This window comes from Williamsia sp. 1135 (assembly GCF_002095395.1).
GTDB lineage: Bacteria > Actinomycetota > Actinomycetes > Mycobacteriales > Mycobacteriaceae > Williamsia.
This window is the reverse complement of sequence record NZ_MJEI01000074.1, coordinates 1-17,123: the sequence shown is the minus strand read 5'-3', so window position 1 is coordinate 17,123 and position 17,123 is coordinate 1. Positions and strand designations below refer to the sequence as shown.

Genomic DNA, 17,123 nt, shown 5'->3' with positions numbered 1-17,123 from the left:
AACGGGAGGACCCGGTCGTGAGCACGTCGCAACTCGTCCTGGCATTGCCGACGGTCGACCCCCTCCCCTGGGCACGCTCGCAGATGGCCTTCACCCTGGCGTTCCACATCATCCTGGTTCCGCTCGGGGTCTCGTGGGCGTTCATGACGCTCATCGCGAACTATCGCGGCATCCGTCACGGAGATGCCGACGCGATGCGGCTCGCCCAGCGATGGTCGAAGTACATGGCGGTGACCTTCGCCGTCGGCGCGGTGACCGGGACGGTCCTCTCGTTCGAATTCGGTTTGCTCTGGCCACGATTCATGGGCAAATGGGGCGAGGCGTTCGGGATACCGTTTGCCTTCGAAGGTTTGTTCTTCTTCCTCGAAGCGATCTTCGTGGCCATCTACATCTACGGCTGGAAACGGCTGAAGCCCTGGACACACTTCATCACCGGGATTCCCATCGTCCTGTCCGGCGTCCTGGGCAGCGCATCCGTCATCGCCGCCAATGCCTGGATGAACACGCCGTCCGGATTCACACTCGACGCCGCCGGCAATGTGACGGAGGTCGACCCGCTCGAAGTCATCTTCAACAAGTCGATGCCGTTGCAGTCGGCGCACATGATCGTGGCCGCCTACGTCGTCGGCGGATTCCTGGTTGCGTCCGTCTACGCGGTCGGCATGCTCCGCGGCAGACGCGACCGCTATCACCGCATCGGATTCATCATCCCGTTCACGGTCGCGAGCGCGGCGATGGTCCCGCAAATGGCCATCGGGGACGCCCTGGCCCGGTGGGTGTACACCAATCAGCCCATGAAGTTCGCGGCGATGGAAATCGTCCCCGAAACCAGCAGCGACGTGCCGGAGACATTGCTCGGCTACCTCGACGAGGACGGCAACGTGCGCGGCGGGATCCCGATACCAGGGGTGGCGTCGATCCTGTCCGATCCCTCATCTGGCACGTCCACCGTCGTACAGGGATTGAAGAGTTTCCCCGAAGGCGACCGCCCTTCCTTTCACCAGGCCAACGTGGTGCATCTGGCCTGGGATGTGATGGTGGGTCTCGGTTCGTTCTTGTTGCTGATTGCGCTCTGGTACGCCGCCTGCTGGGTCTTCAGGAAAGACATGCCGCAGAGCAAGTGGTTCCTGCGGATCGCGGCGTGCTGCGGAGTCCTGGCCGTGATCACCATGGAGGCGGGCTGGATCGTCTCCGAAGTCGGCAGGCAACCGTGGATCGTCTACAACTTCATGAAGGTCGAGGACGCGGCGACCGCCAACACCAGCGTGTGGCTCACGTTCATCGCGGTGTTCGTGATCTACCTGGCTCTCGGCGTCACGACGATTCTGGTGCTCAGGCACATGACCAAGCGGTTCCGCGCTGCCGATGAGGCCGAGCAGACCGAGGACGACGTCGGTGTTCCGTACGGACCGAGTGATGCCTCCGGGGCCGATGAATCGGAACCCGCTCCGACGGTGCCCGACCGATGAGTTCGCTGATCGCGATCGTCCTGATGATCGGCATCGTGGCCTACGCGATGCTCGGTGGCGCCGACTTCGGGGCCGGATTCTGGGACCTCGTCGCAGGAGGGACCCGCAAAGGCGCACGGCCCCGTGAGCTCATCGACCGTTCCATCGGGCCGGTGTGGGAGGCCAATCACGTCTGGCTGATCTTCAGTTTCGTGGTGCTGTGGACCGCGTTTCCTCAGGTGTACGCATCGATCACGCTGACGTTGTTCGTGCCGCTGTCCATCGCCGCGTTCGGGATCGTGCTCCGCGGGTCGAGTTTTGCGTTTCGGAAAGCAGTCCTGCGCACCCGCGACCAGCGCACCTTCGGTGCAATGTTCGCGGCGTCGTCGGTCCTCGTCCCGTATTGCCTCGGAGCCGTGATCGGTTCGATCGCATCCGGGCACGTTCCGCCAGGCGGCCGGGCCGGTGATCCGTTCGCGAGCTGGATGAACCCGGTATCCATCCTCGGCGGGGTTCTCGCCGTGATCGTCGCGGCATATCTCGCCGCGGTCAATCTCATCTGTGATGCTCACCGGCTCGGCGACGACGAGATGACAGAGTACTTCCGCAAGCGTGCCATCGGTGCAGCCATCGTTGCCGGAATCGCTTTCACAGCAGGCATCTTCGTGCTGCGGGAGTACGCCACGTATCTGTTCGACGGTCTGACGTCCAGGGCTCTCCCCCTGATGATTCTGTCCGGGCTGTGCGGTGTCGCGTCACTCGTGCTGATCATTCGGCGAGACAACCGTTTCCCGCAATGGCTGTCGTACGCGGCAGTGGGCGCCGCGATGGTCGCCTTCGGCGTCGCGCAAACTCCCTATCTGCTGCCCGAAAGTGTCACTGTCAGCGAGGCTGCCGCACCCTCCGGCACCCTCGGCGCCTTGCTGATAGCGACGATCGCGGCTGGACTCCTCGTCTTGCCGTCACTCGGTCTGCTCTACGTGCTCGACCGGAGAAACCTCTTGCCCGAAGAGGGCTGACTGATCGACGTGGACCCCGAGACCCGTTCTGCCTGCAGCATGATCAGGCAACAGGACCAGGTCGTCGTCGTAGTCGCCGCGGTTCTGATATCGGTATGGAATGGGTTCCGCGGTCGCGATGCCCGCCAGGCGGGTCCGCAGCAGCTCCGCCGCCGCCTGGAACCCACTGTTGCTCAGTCTGTCTGCGCCGAATACACACACCGGGTCGAGTACGGTGAGACCGACATACCAGAACGTGCCGTGGAGCAATGGGAACAACAGCTGGTCGAGTTGCCCGTTGATGCCCCGCGGGCCGAGCGCTTTCTCGGGGCTGCCGATGGTCACGACTGTCAGGACCCGTTTACCGGCCAGTGCGCCGTCGCCGTACCGCAGCGTCCTACCGGGATGTGCGGGATCGCCCACCCCGTAGGCGAACCCCTTCACGAAGACCCGATCGAACCAGCCTTTGAGAATGGCCGGAACGCTGTACCACCACAGCGGGAACTGCACGACGATCACGTCCGCCCACGCGAGTTTCGCGAGCTCGGCCCGAACATCAGGGCTCAGCAGTCCACGCTCATAGGCCTGGCGCGACGCCTGCGTGACCACGAGTCGCCCATCGCCTTGGTTCTCATCGCCTGGGTTCTCGTAGTCGTCTGCGTCGACAGCAGCTTTCCATTTCATCGCGTACAGATCCGATGTCTCGATCCTGTGCCCCGAATCCCTCAGCGCTTCCCTGCCTTCGGCGAACAGAGCGCCACTGAGGGACGCCTGCTCCGGATGGGCGAACACCCACAGCACCTTCATCGGCGTTTCCTTCCTTCGGTGAGCCGGTGTCTCCAGTCTGGGCCGGCAGCACATCGCGTGCGAGTGGCCCGCGGGACAACATGTGCAACGATCGAGCCATGCCTACGCACTCGGCCCCGCCTCGCCATCGCGTCGTGGTTCTCGCACGAGACGGGCTCATCCCGCTGAAACTCGGGATTCCGCATCGCATCTTCGGACAGGCACGGTCCCGCGGCGTCACACCCCTGTACGACGTCATCACGGTCACCCCGGCGCCCGGGCTGATACGCACCGACACCGACTTCTCAGTCGAAATCCTCAAGGGCCCCGAGTATCTGGCCTCCGCTGACACCGTGGTCATTCCTGCTTCGGATGAGGACTACGCCGCCCCCACCCAGGGTCGAATCGACCAGAACCTCGCGGAGGCCCTCAGCTTCATTCGCCCGGGAACCCGAATGGCGTCCATCTGCACAGGCTCTTTCGTATTGGCCGCGGCAGGGATGCTGGATGGGCGGCGAGCGACCACCCATTGGCGCTCCACCGACGACTTCCGACGTTTGTTCCCCCACGTCACCCTCGACCCCAACGTGCTGTTCACCGATTGTGACAACGTGCTGACGTCTGCCGGGGTAGCTGCCGGCCTGGACCTGTGCCTGCACATGGTCAGAACGGACCACGGGTCGGCAGTGGCCAACGACGTCGCACGCGGGACGGTCACGCCCCCACACCGCGAAGGTGGTCAGGCCCAGTACATCGAGAGTCTCGTACCGGATCCGCGGAGCGCCGTGACCGCGGCTGCGCGAGCCTGGGCGCTGGAACGGCTAGACCAGCCGATCGGCCTCACCGATCTGGCCGCCGTGAGCGCGATGAGCACGCGCACCTTCACCCGACGATTTCGTGAGGAAACCGGGCTCTCACCCATGCAGTGGCTCACCGCGCAGCGCCTCGACCACGCCCGTGAACTGCTCGAACAGACCGACCTCCCCATCGACCGGGTCGCGGCCGCCTCAGGACTCGGCACCGCAGCCGCCCTACGCCAACACTTCCAGTCCGTGGTCGGTGTGCCACCGAGTGCGTACCGGGCGACGTTCAGGGGTGTTCCGGGTGACCTCTAGGGTCAGAGCCGCGGATCGACGGGTTCTGACTCCATGGCGAGAACACCGAACACACACTGGTGGACCTGCCAAACCGGTTCGCCTGCAACGGCACGACTGACAGCCTCAAGTCCAAGGGCGTACTCGCGCAGAGCCATCGACCGCTTGTGGCCGAGATTGCGCTGCTTGAGCCGGGCCAGTGTGTTCGGGTCGGTGTAGTCGGCGCCGTAGATGATGCGCAGATACTCTGGTCCACGGACCTTGAGTCCCGGCTGTACCAGGCCTTTCGGGCCGCGAACCAGATTGCTGAGCGGCTTGACGACCATGCCTTCGCCACCGCCTGAGGTGAGGTCGTCCCACCACGCCACTCCTGCCGCACACGATGTCCCGTCGGTGGTCTCGACCAGGATTCGCCTGGTGGTCCTGAACAATTCAGGGTCGTTGTCCACCAAGCGATCTACGATCTCGAGGTGCCAAAGGTGGTCCCGCGTCTCGTATGTGCCCGCGTCACTGGCGAGTAGTTGAAAGGGTGCCACCTGAATGCCCAGCGGGTTGTCGATCGGCTGCACGTAGCGGCGGTATGAGTCGACGAAGCGCTCGGCGTTGACGGCCCGCGACCGCGTTCGAGCGAGCAGATCTCCGACGTCGGCGCCGCGAGCCGCGGCAGCCTCGAGCACGTCGATTGCGGCGGGAAGCGAGGTCGTGGCGGCCGCACCGACCTTTGCGTACTGACTGCGGACCATGGCCTCGGCCTTTGCCGTCCACGGCAGCATCTCGGTGTCCAGCAGCAACCAGCTTGCCGCAAGTTCTGTCCAGATACCAGCTCTGGCAAGGGCATCAGCGATCCGCGTCAACACCACCGCCTGCCGGTCGGCATCGAAGAACGCCCGGCCGGTCCGAGAATAGATGACGCCGGTTCCGTCGGCGGCGACGCGCACGATGGCGCGCGACCCCATGTGCTTTTCCTCGCAGATGACGCGGTCGACAGCCCGCTTCGCGTAGTGACTGAAGGCCTCGTCCGGATGCTCGAGGACGCCGTCCCGCGACGAGCTGTCAACCGGCGACATCGTCGGCGGCAGGTAGATCAGCTGCGCAGGGGCAATCGCGAACCGGCTCATCCCTTCCAGAGCGCCGGCCGCGTTCTCCTCACGCAGCGACAGGCGCCCCATGTGCCGGGTTTCGATCACGCGGTGACCGAGGATGTCGGTCAGGGTCAAGACCTCCGGATCACGTTCCGGCGGAGCCGGCGGACGCACCGGTTCGTAGTATGTGGTTGTCGCCGGCACCGAGACGACCTCGCGTTCTGGATAGCGCAGCGCGGTCAAGCTACCGCCGAACACACAACCGGTGTCCAGGCACGTGTTGTTGATCCACTCGGTCTCCGGCACCGGGGTGTGCCCGTACAGCACCATTGCCGAACCACGGTAGTCATCGGCCCACGGGTAACGAACCGGCATCCCGAACTCGTCGGTTTCACCGCTGGTGTCGCCGTACAAGGCGAACGCCCGCACCCGACCCGACGCCCGACCGTGGTATTTCTCCTTCAGACCGGCGTGCGCGACAACTAGTTTGCCGTCGTCGAGCACATAGTGAGCGACGAGCCCGTCGCAGAACCGACGTACCGAGCTGACAAACGACTCGTCCTCGGTTGCAAGCTGATCGAGTGTCTCCTGCAGACCATGGGTTGGCTTGACGTCTTTTCGCCCCAGCGCACGAACGAGTTTCGCTTTGTGATTGCCCGATACACAGAGCGCACTGTCACTTCGGACCATCCCCATCACCAGACGGAGCACGCCTGCGGAGTCCGGTCCACGATCCACCAGATCGCCGACGAAGACCGCTCGCCGACCGGCCGGGTGCGACGCGTCGACCGGGCGACCGCTGTCGTCGCGCGTGATCAGGTAGCCCAGGGAGGTGAGCAACGTTTCCAGTTCCGCGCGACATCCGTGTACGTCGCCGATCACATCGAACGGACCATGTTGGTCACGCTGATCATTGAACAGCCTGGTTCGAACGATCGACGCCTCCGCGACGGCCTCGGCCGAGTCCAGCACGTGGATCGTGCGAAATTCCTCGCGTTTGAGGCTGCGCAGGGACCGCCGCAATTGATCGTGCTGACGCTTGATCACGTGGGCGCCGAAGTCCCGGCCAGGTCGAGACACATTGCGCTCCAACGCCACCGCGGGTGGCAGGTCCAAGACGATCGCCACCGGCAGCACGTCGTGGTCCTTGGCCAGCGCGAGCAACGACTTTCGGGACGAGGGCTGCACGTTGGTCGCATCGATCGCCGTCAGACGACCACGATCGAGGCGTTTGCCCGCGATGAACTCGAGCAGGGCGAACGCGTCCGACGTCGCGGCCTGGTCGTTCGGATCGTCGGAGACCATCGCGCGGCAGGCGTCGCTGGACACCACTTCCGTCGACGCGAAGTGATCGGCGGCGAACGTCGACTTGCCCGACCCGCTCGTACCGACGAGAACGACCAGAGACAGTTCGGGAATGCTCAACTCGCTCATGCGCTGACCCCCGAGTCGGCGCGCCGACTGAACACAGACATCTGCGTCGGTGAGCCGACCTCGTCATCGAGGTCACCCACAGGTCGCACAACGACGTCGTAACCGTAGGCCTCGCCGACCGATCCCGCCCACCCGGTGAACTCACCGCGGGTCCACTCGAAGCGGTGATCGGGGTGCCGAAATCCGCCTCCCGACAACGCCGGATAATGCACGTTGTACTCGGCGTTGGGTGTCGTGACCACGACATGACGTGGTCGCATCGCGCCGAACACGTTGGCCACCACAGCCGGCAGCCGATCGAGGTCGATGTGCTCGATGACCTCCATGAGGATCGCCAGGTCGAGGTTCTCGAGTCGATCGTCCTCGTACTGCAGTGATGAGAGCAGCAACGACAGCCGATCCGATTGCCGCTCGGTCATCTCCGCCACGTGCAACCGCTTCGCGGCCTTCGTGAGCGAGGTGTCCGACACTTCTGTGCCGATCACCTTCACCACCCCCTGCAGTTCGAGCAACGAGCCCAGCAGGGCGCCGGGACCGCAACCGAGGTCGACGATGGATGCCGGCCTGAGCTCACGCACGACCTCGAGGACCGCATCGTGACGCAGGCGGACCAGCGGCCGCGGCACAGTAGACTCCTCGTCCTGCACTGCCTCGTCGACGGGCCTGTCATCCAGTTCGATCAGCCGCTGGGTCGCAGCATCTTTCAGCCCGCGCTGGTGCGCGAGGTAGCGATGCGTGATGAGTTCACGCTCCGGGTGCGTCGCCAGCCATCCCGATCCTGCCCTGACCAGCTTGTCGACCTCAGCGTCGTCGACCCAGTAGTGCTTCGCGTCATCGAGCACGGGCAGCAGGACGTAGAGGTGGTTCAGCGCGTCAGTCACGCGCATCGGGCCTTCGAGCGTCAGAGAGACCAACGGCGCGTCGCCCCACCCAGGCCTGGTGGCATCCAATTCAATCGGTGCCGCGGAGACCGTCCAGCCCATCGGCTCGAACAGCCGGCGCACGACATCCGGTTCACCCGGAACCGCAGGCAATGTGATGGTCAGCGGTAACTCAGTGTCGACCAGATCTGCACGCGCCGCGCAGTGCCCGTTCAGCGCCGAGCGGAACACCTTTCCCATAGCCACCGACAGCAGCGACGACGCCACGAACGGACGGTCGTTCACATACTGTCCCAGTGCGAATCCGTCGTTCGAGCCAGACCGCCCGCGTACCAGCGCGACCGGGTCGACCTCGAGCACCATCGCGATGGTGCACCGGTCGTCGGTGACCTCGGGGTAGAAGACGTGCGCTGTGCCTCCGTACACGTTGAACGGTTGCACTTTCTCCGGATGCTTGTGCAGGAGGAAGCCCAGATCGCTCGGCACTGCAAAGGCCAGGCGAACGTGCGGCGGAGATGGTCAACAGCATCAGGACAGTCTGACGTAAGGGTGGGGCGCGTCCCAGTCATTTACTCGCTGAGGTGATCACGCCAGGACCTCTTCGGTTCCCAGCCGAAGAGCTCATACGGGCGTTTCAGCGAGAATCCACCGGCATCCACCCGATCGATCCGCTTGACCCGCACGTCCGGATGGTGCTGCTCAAGGGCTTCTTTGGTGGGGTGTCCACCGATGTTGTCTGCAGCGGCGGCGAACATCACCTCGTGTCCAGGAGTGTTGGTTTCCGCAGCCATGCACACCAGGTCGGCGAGATCGCGGACGTCGAGGTACGACCGGAACACAGCGGTGGTGACAGAGGGGTCTCGGATGAGGGGGCCCAGTTCGGACTCGTAGGTGTCGGGCGTGATCACCCAGGTCGCGCGGATCGAGACCGCGGTCATCGGTGAGCGCAGACAGGCCGAATCACAAAGCTGCTCACCGAAGTACTTCGAGAGTGCGTAGGGATCGACCGGGGTCACCGGATCCGTCTCGTCGATCGGATAGCTGCGGGCTCGAATCATTCCGCTGGACCAGGTGTATCCGGGCACGCTGTCGCTCGAGATGTTGATCAAACGTGGGACGCCCGCTGCGATCGCGGCCTCGATCACGTTGAACGTGCCCATGATGTTGGCGGAGAAGACCCGGTGGGCGACGTTCTTGGTCGGTTCGGGGATTCCGGCAGTGTGCACCACCGCATCGAAATCCCTGATGGCGGCAAACATGTCGCCGGCATCGGTCACATCAGCCTGCACGTATCCGGCGCCCGCCGAGTCATAGACCGGACGTGTGATGTCGAAGCCGACCACGTCGTGACCGTGGGCACACAGCGCATGGACGATCTCCGACCCGACCTTGCCGCGAGAACCGGTGACTGCCACTCTCATGCGGCGTGACCCGTGACCGTCATGTCGAGAGCCGCCGCGAGGGGGGTTACCCCGAGTCCCGGTGCGTCGGGGATCGGCAGCCGTCCGTCCTCTATCGCTGCGATGCCCCAGTCGTCGGTGCCGGTCTGCGTGCGCAGGACGGTGTCGATGTGGATGGGGAACTCCAGTAGATCGACGGACGGGGTCGAAGCCGAGAACTGTAGCGCTGCGGCAAGTCCGATGACACCGGCGTGGTAGTGCACCACCACCCGGGCGCCGAATGCCCGAGCTGTGGCAGCAATCGCCCGCGCCTCGGAGAATCCGCCGGAGATACACGGATCCGGCTGTATCACCGAGATCTCGCCGGCCGTCAGCGCGGCGATTGCTTCGTCGTGTCCGAAGACGTGCTCTCCCGCCGCGATCGGGATCCGGCTGCGGCCTGCAGCCTGCCGATACCCACCGTGGCGGCTCTGCAGGAACGGCTCTTCGAGCCAGCGAACATCCAGGTCTGACATCCGGTCGCTGAGGCGTGCCGTAGTCGGCAGATCGAGTGACTCCGAGGCGTCCACCATGATCTCGATGTCGGGACCGAGCAGCCGGCGGATGTCGGCCAACACATCGACAGCGACATCAGGGCGAGGTCCTGTGCGGAGCTTGACGTGGCGGACACCGCGCTCGAGCATCGGTGCCAACTGATCGACGTGGAACTGGCCTGGGTGGTCGTCGAGGAACGGGCTGGAGCCGGCATAGACCCGTACCGAGTCCCTGACCCGCCCGAGCAACGTCGAGATCGAACGCTTGCGCTGCTGCCCGACCAAATCCCACAACGCGATCTCGACGGCGCTGCGTGCCTGCCCTGCCGACCACGACTCGCCGAGCTCGCGGCGGGTGGCGCTCCTGAGGTCGTCGATCAACGGTTCGACAGCCTCGAGATCCCGTCCGACGAGCCGCGGCGCGAAGGCGGCTTCGACGATGGCCGAATGCACCGTGGGATAGGAGATTCCGAAGCAATCGCACGCTTCTCCGTAGCCCACCAGTCCAGTATCCGTCGAGATACGCACCACGAAGAAGGTCATCGGCCCGTTCGCGCTGGAGCACCTCAACGGGAGAGGGGTGACCTCGGTGATTCTCATGGCAACCTCGTTTCATGGGTGGTCGTCCGTGCTTCCAGGTCGGCGTCGTCGTGGGGCCCGGCCTGCACGACCAGTGCTCGGGAAGGCCACTTCCCCTGGATCCGCCAGCGATGGTCGAGAGCACCGGGTATGTACAGCGAATCGCCGCTCGCCAGTTGATGAATTCCCTTGTCTGCAAGATCGACGATGAGGCTTCCGGAGAGAACGTAGAGAAACTCTGCGACCGCGTGTCGCCAGTACACATCCTCATAGGCGTCGGAGGTCACCAAGAACTCCAGCGGGTTGAGCTCGCGGGTGCCGCGGGCAAGCGGTCGGGTGTAGCCCTCGTCGCGGATGATCACCAGGGGGTCGTCCGAACGCACGATGCAGATGTCCGTGTCATCAGTGGAGGCATGTGCGCTGGCCGTGAGTGTTGCGATGGTGGTTCCGAGCCCCTCCGCGATCCGGCGGAGCGAGTCCATGCTCGGCTGCGCCTTGCCACGTTCGACCTGGCTCAAGAAGGGATTGGACAGCCCGGAGAGTTTCGCGAGCTGCACCAGCGTCAGTCCCTGCACCTGTCTCATGGTGCGGATAGTTTCGCCCATCCCCGGGCCGGTCGCCTCGCCGTTGGTACTCATGCCATGACCTCCTGTTTGGCGACGCTGCTTCTGGTCTCGACGACACGGACCGGGCCACCGGCATACATTCTCGCCGCCCACCGGTCGAGAAGCCCGACGCCGGCGAAAACCAGCAGGGACAGAGCGGTGACGATGACCACCTCCGCCCACAACATGTCGTAGCGCGCCGTGGTCATCGACAAGATCATGTCGTAGCCCAGCCCTTGTCCTGTCGCCAGCCACTCCGCGAGCAGCGCACCCGTGAACGCCAGGGGTGCAGCGATCCGCAACGACGCCAACAATGCCGTGACCGCCATCGGCAATTGCACGGTGACAAGTGTTCTCCAGCGCCCAGCCCCCAACGCGGCCATCAGATCAGATGAATCCTTGGGAACACGCTGCAGTGCGTCGAGCACCATGACCAACGTGGGGAAGAACGTAACCAGCCCGCCGATGACCACCACGCTGCCCACACCCCGTCCGGCGACCAAGACGATCAGCGGTGCCATCGCGATCATCGGTACCGAACGCAGCGACAGCACAATGGCACTGAACATCGAGCGTACGACGTCCGACACGGCGAACACGGCCGCCACGATCAAGGCGCCGCTCACGCCGAATGCCAGTCCCAGAAACGCATCCCGGGTCGTCAGCGCGGCAAGTGAGATCAGATCGCCACGCGTGTCGTCACCGGTCGTCGGCGTTGTGGTCAAGAACGTCAGCACATCGGACGGCGACCGACCGATGAAGGACGAGACCCCGGTGATCTTCAGGAACGCGACCCAGACCAGCAGTACGGCAGCGACGCCGGCCACGGCGGCGAGTGCGGACGCCCCGGCCCGGAACCACGCGGGCCGTGCCTGCGCTGTCAGGGGTCCGGCACTGACGGGTGCACTGGCCGCGGCGGTCAGACTGCCGGCCCACGGCAACAACTTTCGGCCGGCCAGCCCCAGCACTGCATAGACCACACCAGCGATGAGAGCACCCAGCAGAGCAACGGCCCAGGTTCGGGGAATCTGCATGGACTGCTGGGAACTGATCATCAGCACCCCCAATCCCGAATCGGCGCCGATGTATTCGCCGATGATGGCGCCCAGGAGAGCAGCGGGCGCGGCGATCTGCAGGCCAGTGAGCACCGACGGGAGCGACGCCACGACCCGCACCTTGCGTAGGAGCATCCAGCGTCCGCCGCCGTATGCGGTGACCAGATCAAGACTGGTCCGGTCGGCTGCGCGCAGACCGGTGCTGACTGCCACCAGAGTGGTGAAGAAGACCGACAGGCCTGCCAGCACCACCCGGGCGACGCCCTCTTCGAAGACGACGGCGAACAGCGGTCCCACCGCGACGATGGGCAGGCAGTAGCTGAACACTCCGATCTGCATGATGGGCTTGGCCACCATGGGCACGGTCAGCGCCACCAGCGCCAGGGCGATCGCGAAGAGGTTTCCCCACAAGTAGCCGGCCGCAGCGGCCGACAGCGTCGCCCACGCGTTCGTCAGGTAGAGATCCGGTCCGTCATCGCCAATCTGAGCAACGATCTCGAGTGGACCCGGGATGGTCCCACCTGCATCGAGCGAGAGCAGCGGGAGCATCTGCCAGAGCACCAGCAGCAGCACGACCCCGGCGCAGGTGGCGAGCTTCGGAGATCTGAGCAGACGCTCTCTCACGACATGGACCGAAGGGCGTCGTCGACGTCGTCGTCCGCGAAGGCGGCGTCGAAGCGGGCTTCTTCCGCCGGTTCGTGTCCGTTACCGCCGAGGAGGGTGCGAACCTCGGCCGACCACGGTGACCCGTCCGGGTTGATCTCGTTGTTCAGCCGATATCCTCCTGCTGCCCACCAGAAGTCGGTGTCGCGCCCCAGTCCGACACCGCGCCGCGTGTGGTGGTCGACGTGGCGGTCTTGCACCTGCACGCCGCGGTCACCTGAGTCCACCGATGTAGCGACCGCGATGGCCAGTTCCATGGTGCTGCGGTCCTTCGCCGCAGATGCCAGGATCCGCACAGCGTGCGCCGAATACATCCAGCGCTCGAGATCGGTGGTCTGGCGGGTGCGCTGCTCGTTCATCGCGTGCAGCACTGCCGGCGCGCCCGGCAATCCGTCACCCACGTCCTCCACCGCAATGATCTCCAGCCGGCGCCACAGCAACTCCTCGGTGGCCGGCCCGGTCCGGAACAGTTCATACGCGGCGACGGCCGCCTCCTCCACGAGTCCGCGGCGGATCGACTTCTGGAGCACCGATCGGACCTCGTCGACCCGATGACCGCCGATCGTCACGGCGCGGCTCCAGATGTCGCTGTTCTGTTCGTATTCAGGCATTTCGCATCTTCGATTCTGTATATGTGGCGGGTCAGGAAATGGTGGGTCCGTCGGCGTAAATCTCTTCGAGGATGCTCATGTCGAAGAGATCGGGATCTGCCGCTATACCGCCCGCTGCAAGGGTTTCGAGCGAACTCTTCTGGAGCTCGGGCGACATCGTGAACAATCCGTTGGCCTTGGTCTCGTCTGTGACCATCAGATCGTTCGAGGCAACACAGGAAGCGGTCTGTCCTGCCAGATCGAGTCCGTTGTCCTTGCCATAGACATCAACGGCGAGTTTGGCGCCGGCCTCAGGATCCGCGATGGCATCCTGCCAGCCGCGGATGTCGGCCTTCATGAAGGCGACCACTTGGGCCCGTTTGTCGGGGTCGGTGAGCGTGTCGGCTCTGACCGTGTATGTCCCCGTTGGTAATTGGTATCCGAAGTCGGCGAGCATCATCACCGTGATGTCGTTGCCCTGCTGACGAAGCTGAACGGCATCATCATTTGAATAACCCCAGAAGCCATCCACCTCTCCGGACACCAGCGGTGTCAGATCGTGCTGAACCGGAACCTGGGTGAACGTCGACGGGTCGATATTGTTGATCTTCAGGAACGCTTCCCAGGCAACCTGGTTGACGGCCTGAATACCGATGGTCTTGCCGGCCAGATCTGCCGGCGTCCGGATCGGATTCTTCGTCGAGATGATCGAGAAGGGGCTGCGCTGGTAGCTGGCCCCAATGATCTTCAGGTCGGCACCCGCCGCTACGGCATTGGCGGTGAAGTCAGGTGAGCTCTGCGTGACCAGGGCTTTCCCTGACTCGGCGACGGCATCGACCGCGATGCTCGGGCCACCCGCGAGCAGCTCGACCTTCAGTCCGGCCTCTTCGTAGTACTTCTTGGAGTCCGCGAGGTACTCCCCTGCGAACTGAAAGTTCTTGATCCAGCTGAGCTGGTAGGCCATCTCACCGGAGGAACCACCGGAATCAGCGCTCGAGCTACTGCCACACGCGGCGATGATCGGGCCGGCGACAAGAGTTGCCACCCCGATCGCGCCGAGCCGCATGAGTTTGCGACGGTCCATGATTTCTCCTTCTCGGTGCGTTCAAATCTTGACCACACGAAGATTGCCAGTCATTAGTTTCGCAAATGTTAAGTGGTGTAAACCCTGTGAACACGTCATATACGAGATTGCAGGCGTCGAGCGGTGGGCCTACAGTTTTCTCAGAGGAAGATCGGACATCAGAGGAGACGACTGTGCGCACCCCCACCATTCAGCGACCACTGGGCACCGGGATAGACATCAAAGGCTTGACCAAGACCTTCGCGCAACGATCGGGGCAGATGACCGCGCTCGATTCCGTCGACCTGCAGACCTCGGAGGGAAGCTTTCTGAGCCTGATCGGTCCCTCTGGATGCGGGAAGTCGACGGTCTTGCGAATCCTTGCCGGACTCGAGGAACCGACATCCGGGCACGCTCTCGTCACAGGACGTTCACCGCGGGAGGTCCGGGGCGATCACGAGTTGGGAATCGCGTTTCAGGACTCTGCCCTGTTGCCCTGGCGGTCAGTACTGACCAACATCCGACTGCCGCTGGAAGTTGCGGGCATGAAGGCCGATCCCACTGCGCTGCAGGAACTCATCGACCTCGTCGGCCTCGAAGGCTTCGAGAAGGCGAAACCCGCTCAGTTGTCAGGCGGCATGCGTCAACGTGTCGCCATCGCGAGGGCTCTGGCGACCTCGCCGTCGGTCCTGCTCCTCGACGAACCATTCGGCGCTCTCGACGACATGACCCGCCAGCGACTGAACCTCGAACTGCTTCGTATCTGGACCGAGAAGCCTGCTACCACAATGATGGTCACCCACGGGATCTCGGAGGCAGTGTTCCTGTCCGACGTCGTCGCAGTGATGGGCCCCCGCCCCGGGCGGGTCATCGAAATGGTCCCGATCAACCTGCCGCGGCCACGCACCCCGGAGATCATGCGCACACCCGAGTTCCATGCCCTCACAGATCACTTGTCAGGACTTGTCTTCGATGCCGGGCCATCCGGACGAAGCTTTGTCGAGAATCTCTCGGCGTAGCCGGTTGCGATTGCGTTCTTGTTGTCGGCGTTGATGTTTGGCTTCGGTTCTGGACCGGGTGCGGGTTGGTTGATCCGGTTCCGGTTTTCGTCTGCGCGGTGGCGCCGGTGCCGCGTCTTCCCACTCAATGTTTCGCAACGCTGGAAACAGGTCGTCGCCGGTCCAGGCGGGACCGTCGTAGACACGTCCTTCAGGGGTGATGACCACGGTTCGGGTTCGTCCGCGGCTGTCGATGTACTGGTCATCGAGCCAGTCCGAATGCGTTTTCAGCAGGTGGTGAAAACGGCAGAGCGCTTTCATCCCAGTCGGGTGCGTATGGCCGCCGGCGGCGGGGTTCTCGTGGTTGTATTCGGTGGTGTGGTCGAGGTCTGAGGACCAGGCGGGTTTGTTGCAGCCGGGCCACATGCAATACAGGTCGCGCATCCGAAGGTAGGCATCCAGAACCGCCGAGGGTCGGTAGTGGTCGCCGGGCTTGACCGGCGGAAGTGGGATCATTTGGAAGACGGGTGGTTTGACGGCATCCCAGTCGACGTTGTCGAGATATCCGAATCGGGGATCCTTCGGCGGTGCGGGCATGTTCATCGTCGTGGTGGCGGCCTTCTTCGCCGCACGTCGGGCTGCGCGGTTCGGTTGCGATGACGAGCAAGCACCGTCTGCACCCGCACCGGGGTGTCCCCCGGACGCATGCTGGTGAGGAGCCGCACCATCATTCGGTGCGGTGCCGCCCGGCTCTACACCGCGTTCGGCCACGGTCTCATGTTCGGTTTCTGCTTCGGTGTCGCTCGAGGAGTGCCTGGCCTCGGATTCGTTGGTGACATCCTCGCCCGGGTCGGCCGTCGCCTGCGGGCCTGAAAACTCGGCGGTACCAGGTTTTTCGGACCCTGACGCTGTCTCCGCTGGTTCTGGCGTGGGCTCCGGCGCAGCCTTGGGTGCTGGTCGAGTCTTGTTGCCCGTGGGCCGGACTGTGGTCGAGTCCTGCTTGGCGAGGTCGCGAGCGTGTTCGGCGGAAATGACGCCATGGCCTTCGAGGTAGCCGGGCTCGTCGTCCTCACCATCGAGCGTGGACTGATTCGCGATCGCATGGAGCACAATTTTGACGTCGACCCCACCAATCTGCTGCGTCTTGACCAGCGGCCAGATCTCCGCTTCACAGGGATGCTCGTCGTCCTCATCACACAAGCACGCGAACTCGCGGCCCATCGTGATCGCGAACAACGCATCGGACATCCGCTGAGCCTTCTTGCGCGGATCGCGCCGGCAGGTCGACTTCGCCAACATCTCCAACCGCTTCATGATGATCGCCGTGTGCTCAGCCGACAACGTCGCAGTCAGGCTGCCCATCCCGTTCTGCTCACCCTCGCTCCAGACTCCACGCTTGTCTTTGGCGTCCTTGCGGTCTTCGCGGATCAGGTCCGGATCGCGCCGGAAGATGGTGGCATCGATCATGTCCCGCATAGCCTTGCTCGACCACGACCCCTTGCCGCGCAAACTCTCTGCGATGTCGCGGTCGATGTCGGCAGCATGGTCGGTGCCTTCGATCAAATCCGTGCGAGAGACGATCTTCGGGATGTGATGCCAGGCCACCAGACCATGCTTGAGGGCCAGTGCCACCTTCGGCAACCGGTCCCGCAACGCGAGCGCACAGGTGAGATGACTTTCCGCTGCCGTCTGAGACAGCCGATTCGCCAGAGCCAGGCGGGCTGCGGCCTGGACGTACGCGTCCTGCAGGAAATCATGAGAAGCAACGCTTTCGGCTTCGAGCTGGCGGTGCAGCTCCGCGGCATAGGCGTAGCGGGCCCATTCCAGATAACCCTGCCCGGTCAGCGCCCGCTCGATCGAGGCCAACAAGTCATTGGCCCGCAACGACATCGCCGGCGTTATCCCGGTGATGGA

General features: G+C 64.1%; 14 protein-coding genes. 4 read left to right on the top strand and 10 right to left on the bottom strand.

The features are described 5' to 3' along the window. Window positions 1-17: 17 nt before the first annotated feature. On the top strand, window positions 18-1,469 hold the full coding sequence (locus BFL43_RS06720) for a cytochrome ubiquinol oxidase subunit I (RefSeq protein WP_084891810.1): 1,452 nt from the start codon (window positions 18-20) through the stop codon (window positions 1,467-1,469). Beyond that, on the top strand, window positions 1,466-2,467 hold the full coding sequence (locus BFL43_RS06715) for a cytochrome d ubiquinol oxidase subunit II (protein WP_084891809.1): 1,002 nt from the start codon (window positions 1,466-1,468) through the stop codon (window positions 2,465-2,467). The genes BFL43_RS06720 and BFL43_RS06715 overlap by 4 nt, the downstream gene beginning before the upstream one ends. Here the strand turns inward: BFL43_RS06715 and BFL43_RS06710 are convergent. After that, window positions 2,411-3,253, bottom strand: coding sequence for an NAD(P)H-dependent oxidoreductase (locus BFL43_RS06710; protein WP_084891808.1), 843 nt, complete (start codon window positions 3,251-3,253; stop codon window positions 2,411-2,413). The genes BFL43_RS06715 and BFL43_RS06710 overlap by 57 nt on opposite strands. 98 nt (window positions 3,254-3,351) lie before the next feature. Between BFL43_RS06710 and BFL43_RS06705 the strand changes: the two genes are divergently transcribed. After that, on the top strand, window positions 3,352-4,347 hold the full coding sequence (locus BFL43_RS06705) for a helix-turn-helix domain-containing protein (protein ID WP_084891807.1): 996 nt from the start codon (window positions 3,352-3,354) through the stop codon (window positions 4,345-4,347). 2 nt (window positions 4,348-4,349) lie between these two features. Here the strand turns inward: BFL43_RS06705 and BFL43_RS06700 are convergent, their stop codons facing one another. From BFL43_RS06700 to BFL43_RS06665, 8 genes are all read right to left on the bottom strand, one after another. Next, the gene (locus tag BFL43_RS06700; protein WP_084891806.1) at window positions 4,350-6,842 is read right to left on the bottom strand and encodes a polynucleotide kinase-phosphatase; all 2,493 of its coding nucleotides are present in this window, start codon (window positions 6,840-6,842) and stop codon (window positions 4,350-4,352) included. Beyond that, entirely contained in the window at window positions 6,839-8,209 is a 1,371-nt protein-coding gene (locus BFL43_RS06695; RefSeq protein ID WP_346425949.1) for a 3' terminal RNA ribose 2'-O-methyltransferase Hen1, read from the bottom strand. Before BFL43_RS06695 ends, BFL43_RS06700 begins: the two co-directional genes overlap by 4 nt. An 83-nt stretch (window positions 8,210-8,292) precedes the next feature. Continuing rightward, a complete protein-coding gene (locus BFL43_RS06690) occupies window positions 8,293-9,144 on the bottom strand; it encodes an NAD(P)-dependent oxidoreductase (RefSeq protein WP_084891805.1) in 852 nt (283 codons plus the stop codon). Continuing rightward, window positions 9,141-10,256, bottom strand: a complete 1,116-nt coding sequence (locus tag BFL43_RS06685; RefSeq protein WP_084891804.1) for a mandelate racemase/muconate lactonizing enzyme family protein — start codon at window positions 10,254-10,256, stop codon at window positions 9,141-9,143. The genes BFL43_RS06690 and BFL43_RS06685 overlap by 4 nt, the downstream gene beginning before the upstream one ends. Beyond that, the gene (locus BFL43_RS06680; protein ID WP_084891803.1) at window positions 10,253-10,873 is read right to left on the bottom strand and encodes an XRE family transcriptional regulator; all 621 of its coding nucleotides are present in this window, start codon (window positions 10,871-10,873) and stop codon (window positions 10,253-10,255) included. The genes BFL43_RS06685 and BFL43_RS06680 overlap by 4 nt, the downstream gene beginning before the upstream one ends. After that, a complete protein-coding gene (locus BFL43_RS06675) occupies window positions 10,870-12,519 on the bottom strand; it encodes an ABC transporter permease subunit (protein WP_084891802.1) in 1,650 nt (549 codons plus the stop codon). The genes BFL43_RS06680 and BFL43_RS06675 overlap by 4 nt, the downstream gene beginning before the upstream one ends. Then, window positions 12,516-13,169: a hypothetical protein gene (locus BFL43_RS06670; protein ID WP_206186628.1), complete on the bottom strand. Its 654-nt coding sequence runs from the start codon at window positions 13,167-13,169 to the stop codon at window positions 12,516-12,518. The genes BFL43_RS06675 and BFL43_RS06670 overlap by 4 nt, the downstream gene beginning before the upstream one ends. A gap of 31 nt (window positions 13,170-13,200) precedes the next feature. Next, window positions 13,201-14,232: an ABC transporter substrate-binding protein gene (locus BFL43_RS06665; protein ID WP_206186627.1), complete on the bottom strand. Its 1,032-nt coding sequence runs from the start codon at window positions 14,230-14,232 to the stop codon at window positions 13,201-13,203. A gap of 188 nt (window positions 14,233-14,420) precedes the next feature. Between BFL43_RS06665 and BFL43_RS06660 the strand changes: the two genes are divergently transcribed. Next, entirely contained in the window at window positions 14,421-15,230 is an 810-nt protein-coding gene (locus BFL43_RS06660; RefSeq protein ID WP_240498112.1) for an ABC transporter ATP-binding protein, read from the top strand. On the opposite strand, the gene BFL43_RS06655 is transcribed toward BFL43_RS06660, so the two are convergent. Beyond that, the coding region (locus BFL43_RS06655) for a DUF222 domain-containing protein (protein WP_143695148.1) at window positions 15,168-17,123 on the bottom strand (1,956 nt) is incomplete at its 5' end. The two genes, BFL43_RS06660 and BFL43_RS06655, sit on opposite strands and share 63 nt — an antisense overlap.

What these genes read in the sequence shown, in the direction of transcription:
- BFL43_RS06715 (WP_084891809.1), top strand. Translation starts at nt 1,466, where the DNA reads ATGAGTTCGCTGATCGCGATCGTCCTGATGATCGGCATCGTGGCCTAC.
- BFL43_RS06710 (WP_084891808.1), bottom strand. Translation starts at nt 3,253, where the DNA reads ATGAAGGTGCTGTGGGTGTTCGCCCATCCGGAGCAGGCGTCCCTCAGT.
- BFL43_RS06705 (WP_084891807.1), top strand. Translation starts at nt 3,352, where the DNA reads ATGCCTACGCACTCGGCCCCGCCTCGCCATCGCGTCGTGGTTCTCGCA.
- BFL43_RS06700 (WP_084891806.1), bottom strand. Translation starts at nt 6,842, where the DNA reads ATGAGCGAGTTGAGCATTCCCGAACTGTCTCTGGTCGTTCTCGTCGGT.
- BFL43_RS06690 (WP_084891805.1), bottom strand. Translation starts at nt 9,144, where the DNA reads ATGAGAGTGGCAGTCACCGGTTCTCGCGGCAAGGTCGGGTCGGAGATC.
- BFL43_RS06685 (WP_084891804.1), bottom strand. Translation starts at nt 10,256, where the DNA reads ATGAGAATCACCGAGGTCACCCCTCTCCCGTTGAGGTGCTCCAGCGCG.
- BFL43_RS06680 (WP_084891803.1), bottom strand. Translation starts at nt 10,873, where the DNA reads ATGAGTACCAACGGCGAGGCGACCGGCCCGGGGATGGGCGAAACTATC.
- BFL43_RS06670 (WP_206186628.1), bottom strand. Translation starts at nt 13,169, where the DNA reads ATGCCTGAATACGAACAGAACAGCGACATCTGGAGCCGCGCCGTGACG.
- BFL43_RS06665 (WP_206186627.1), bottom strand. Translation starts at nt 14,232, where the DNA reads ATGGACCGTCGCAAACTCATGCGGCTCGGCGCGATCGGGGTGGCAACT.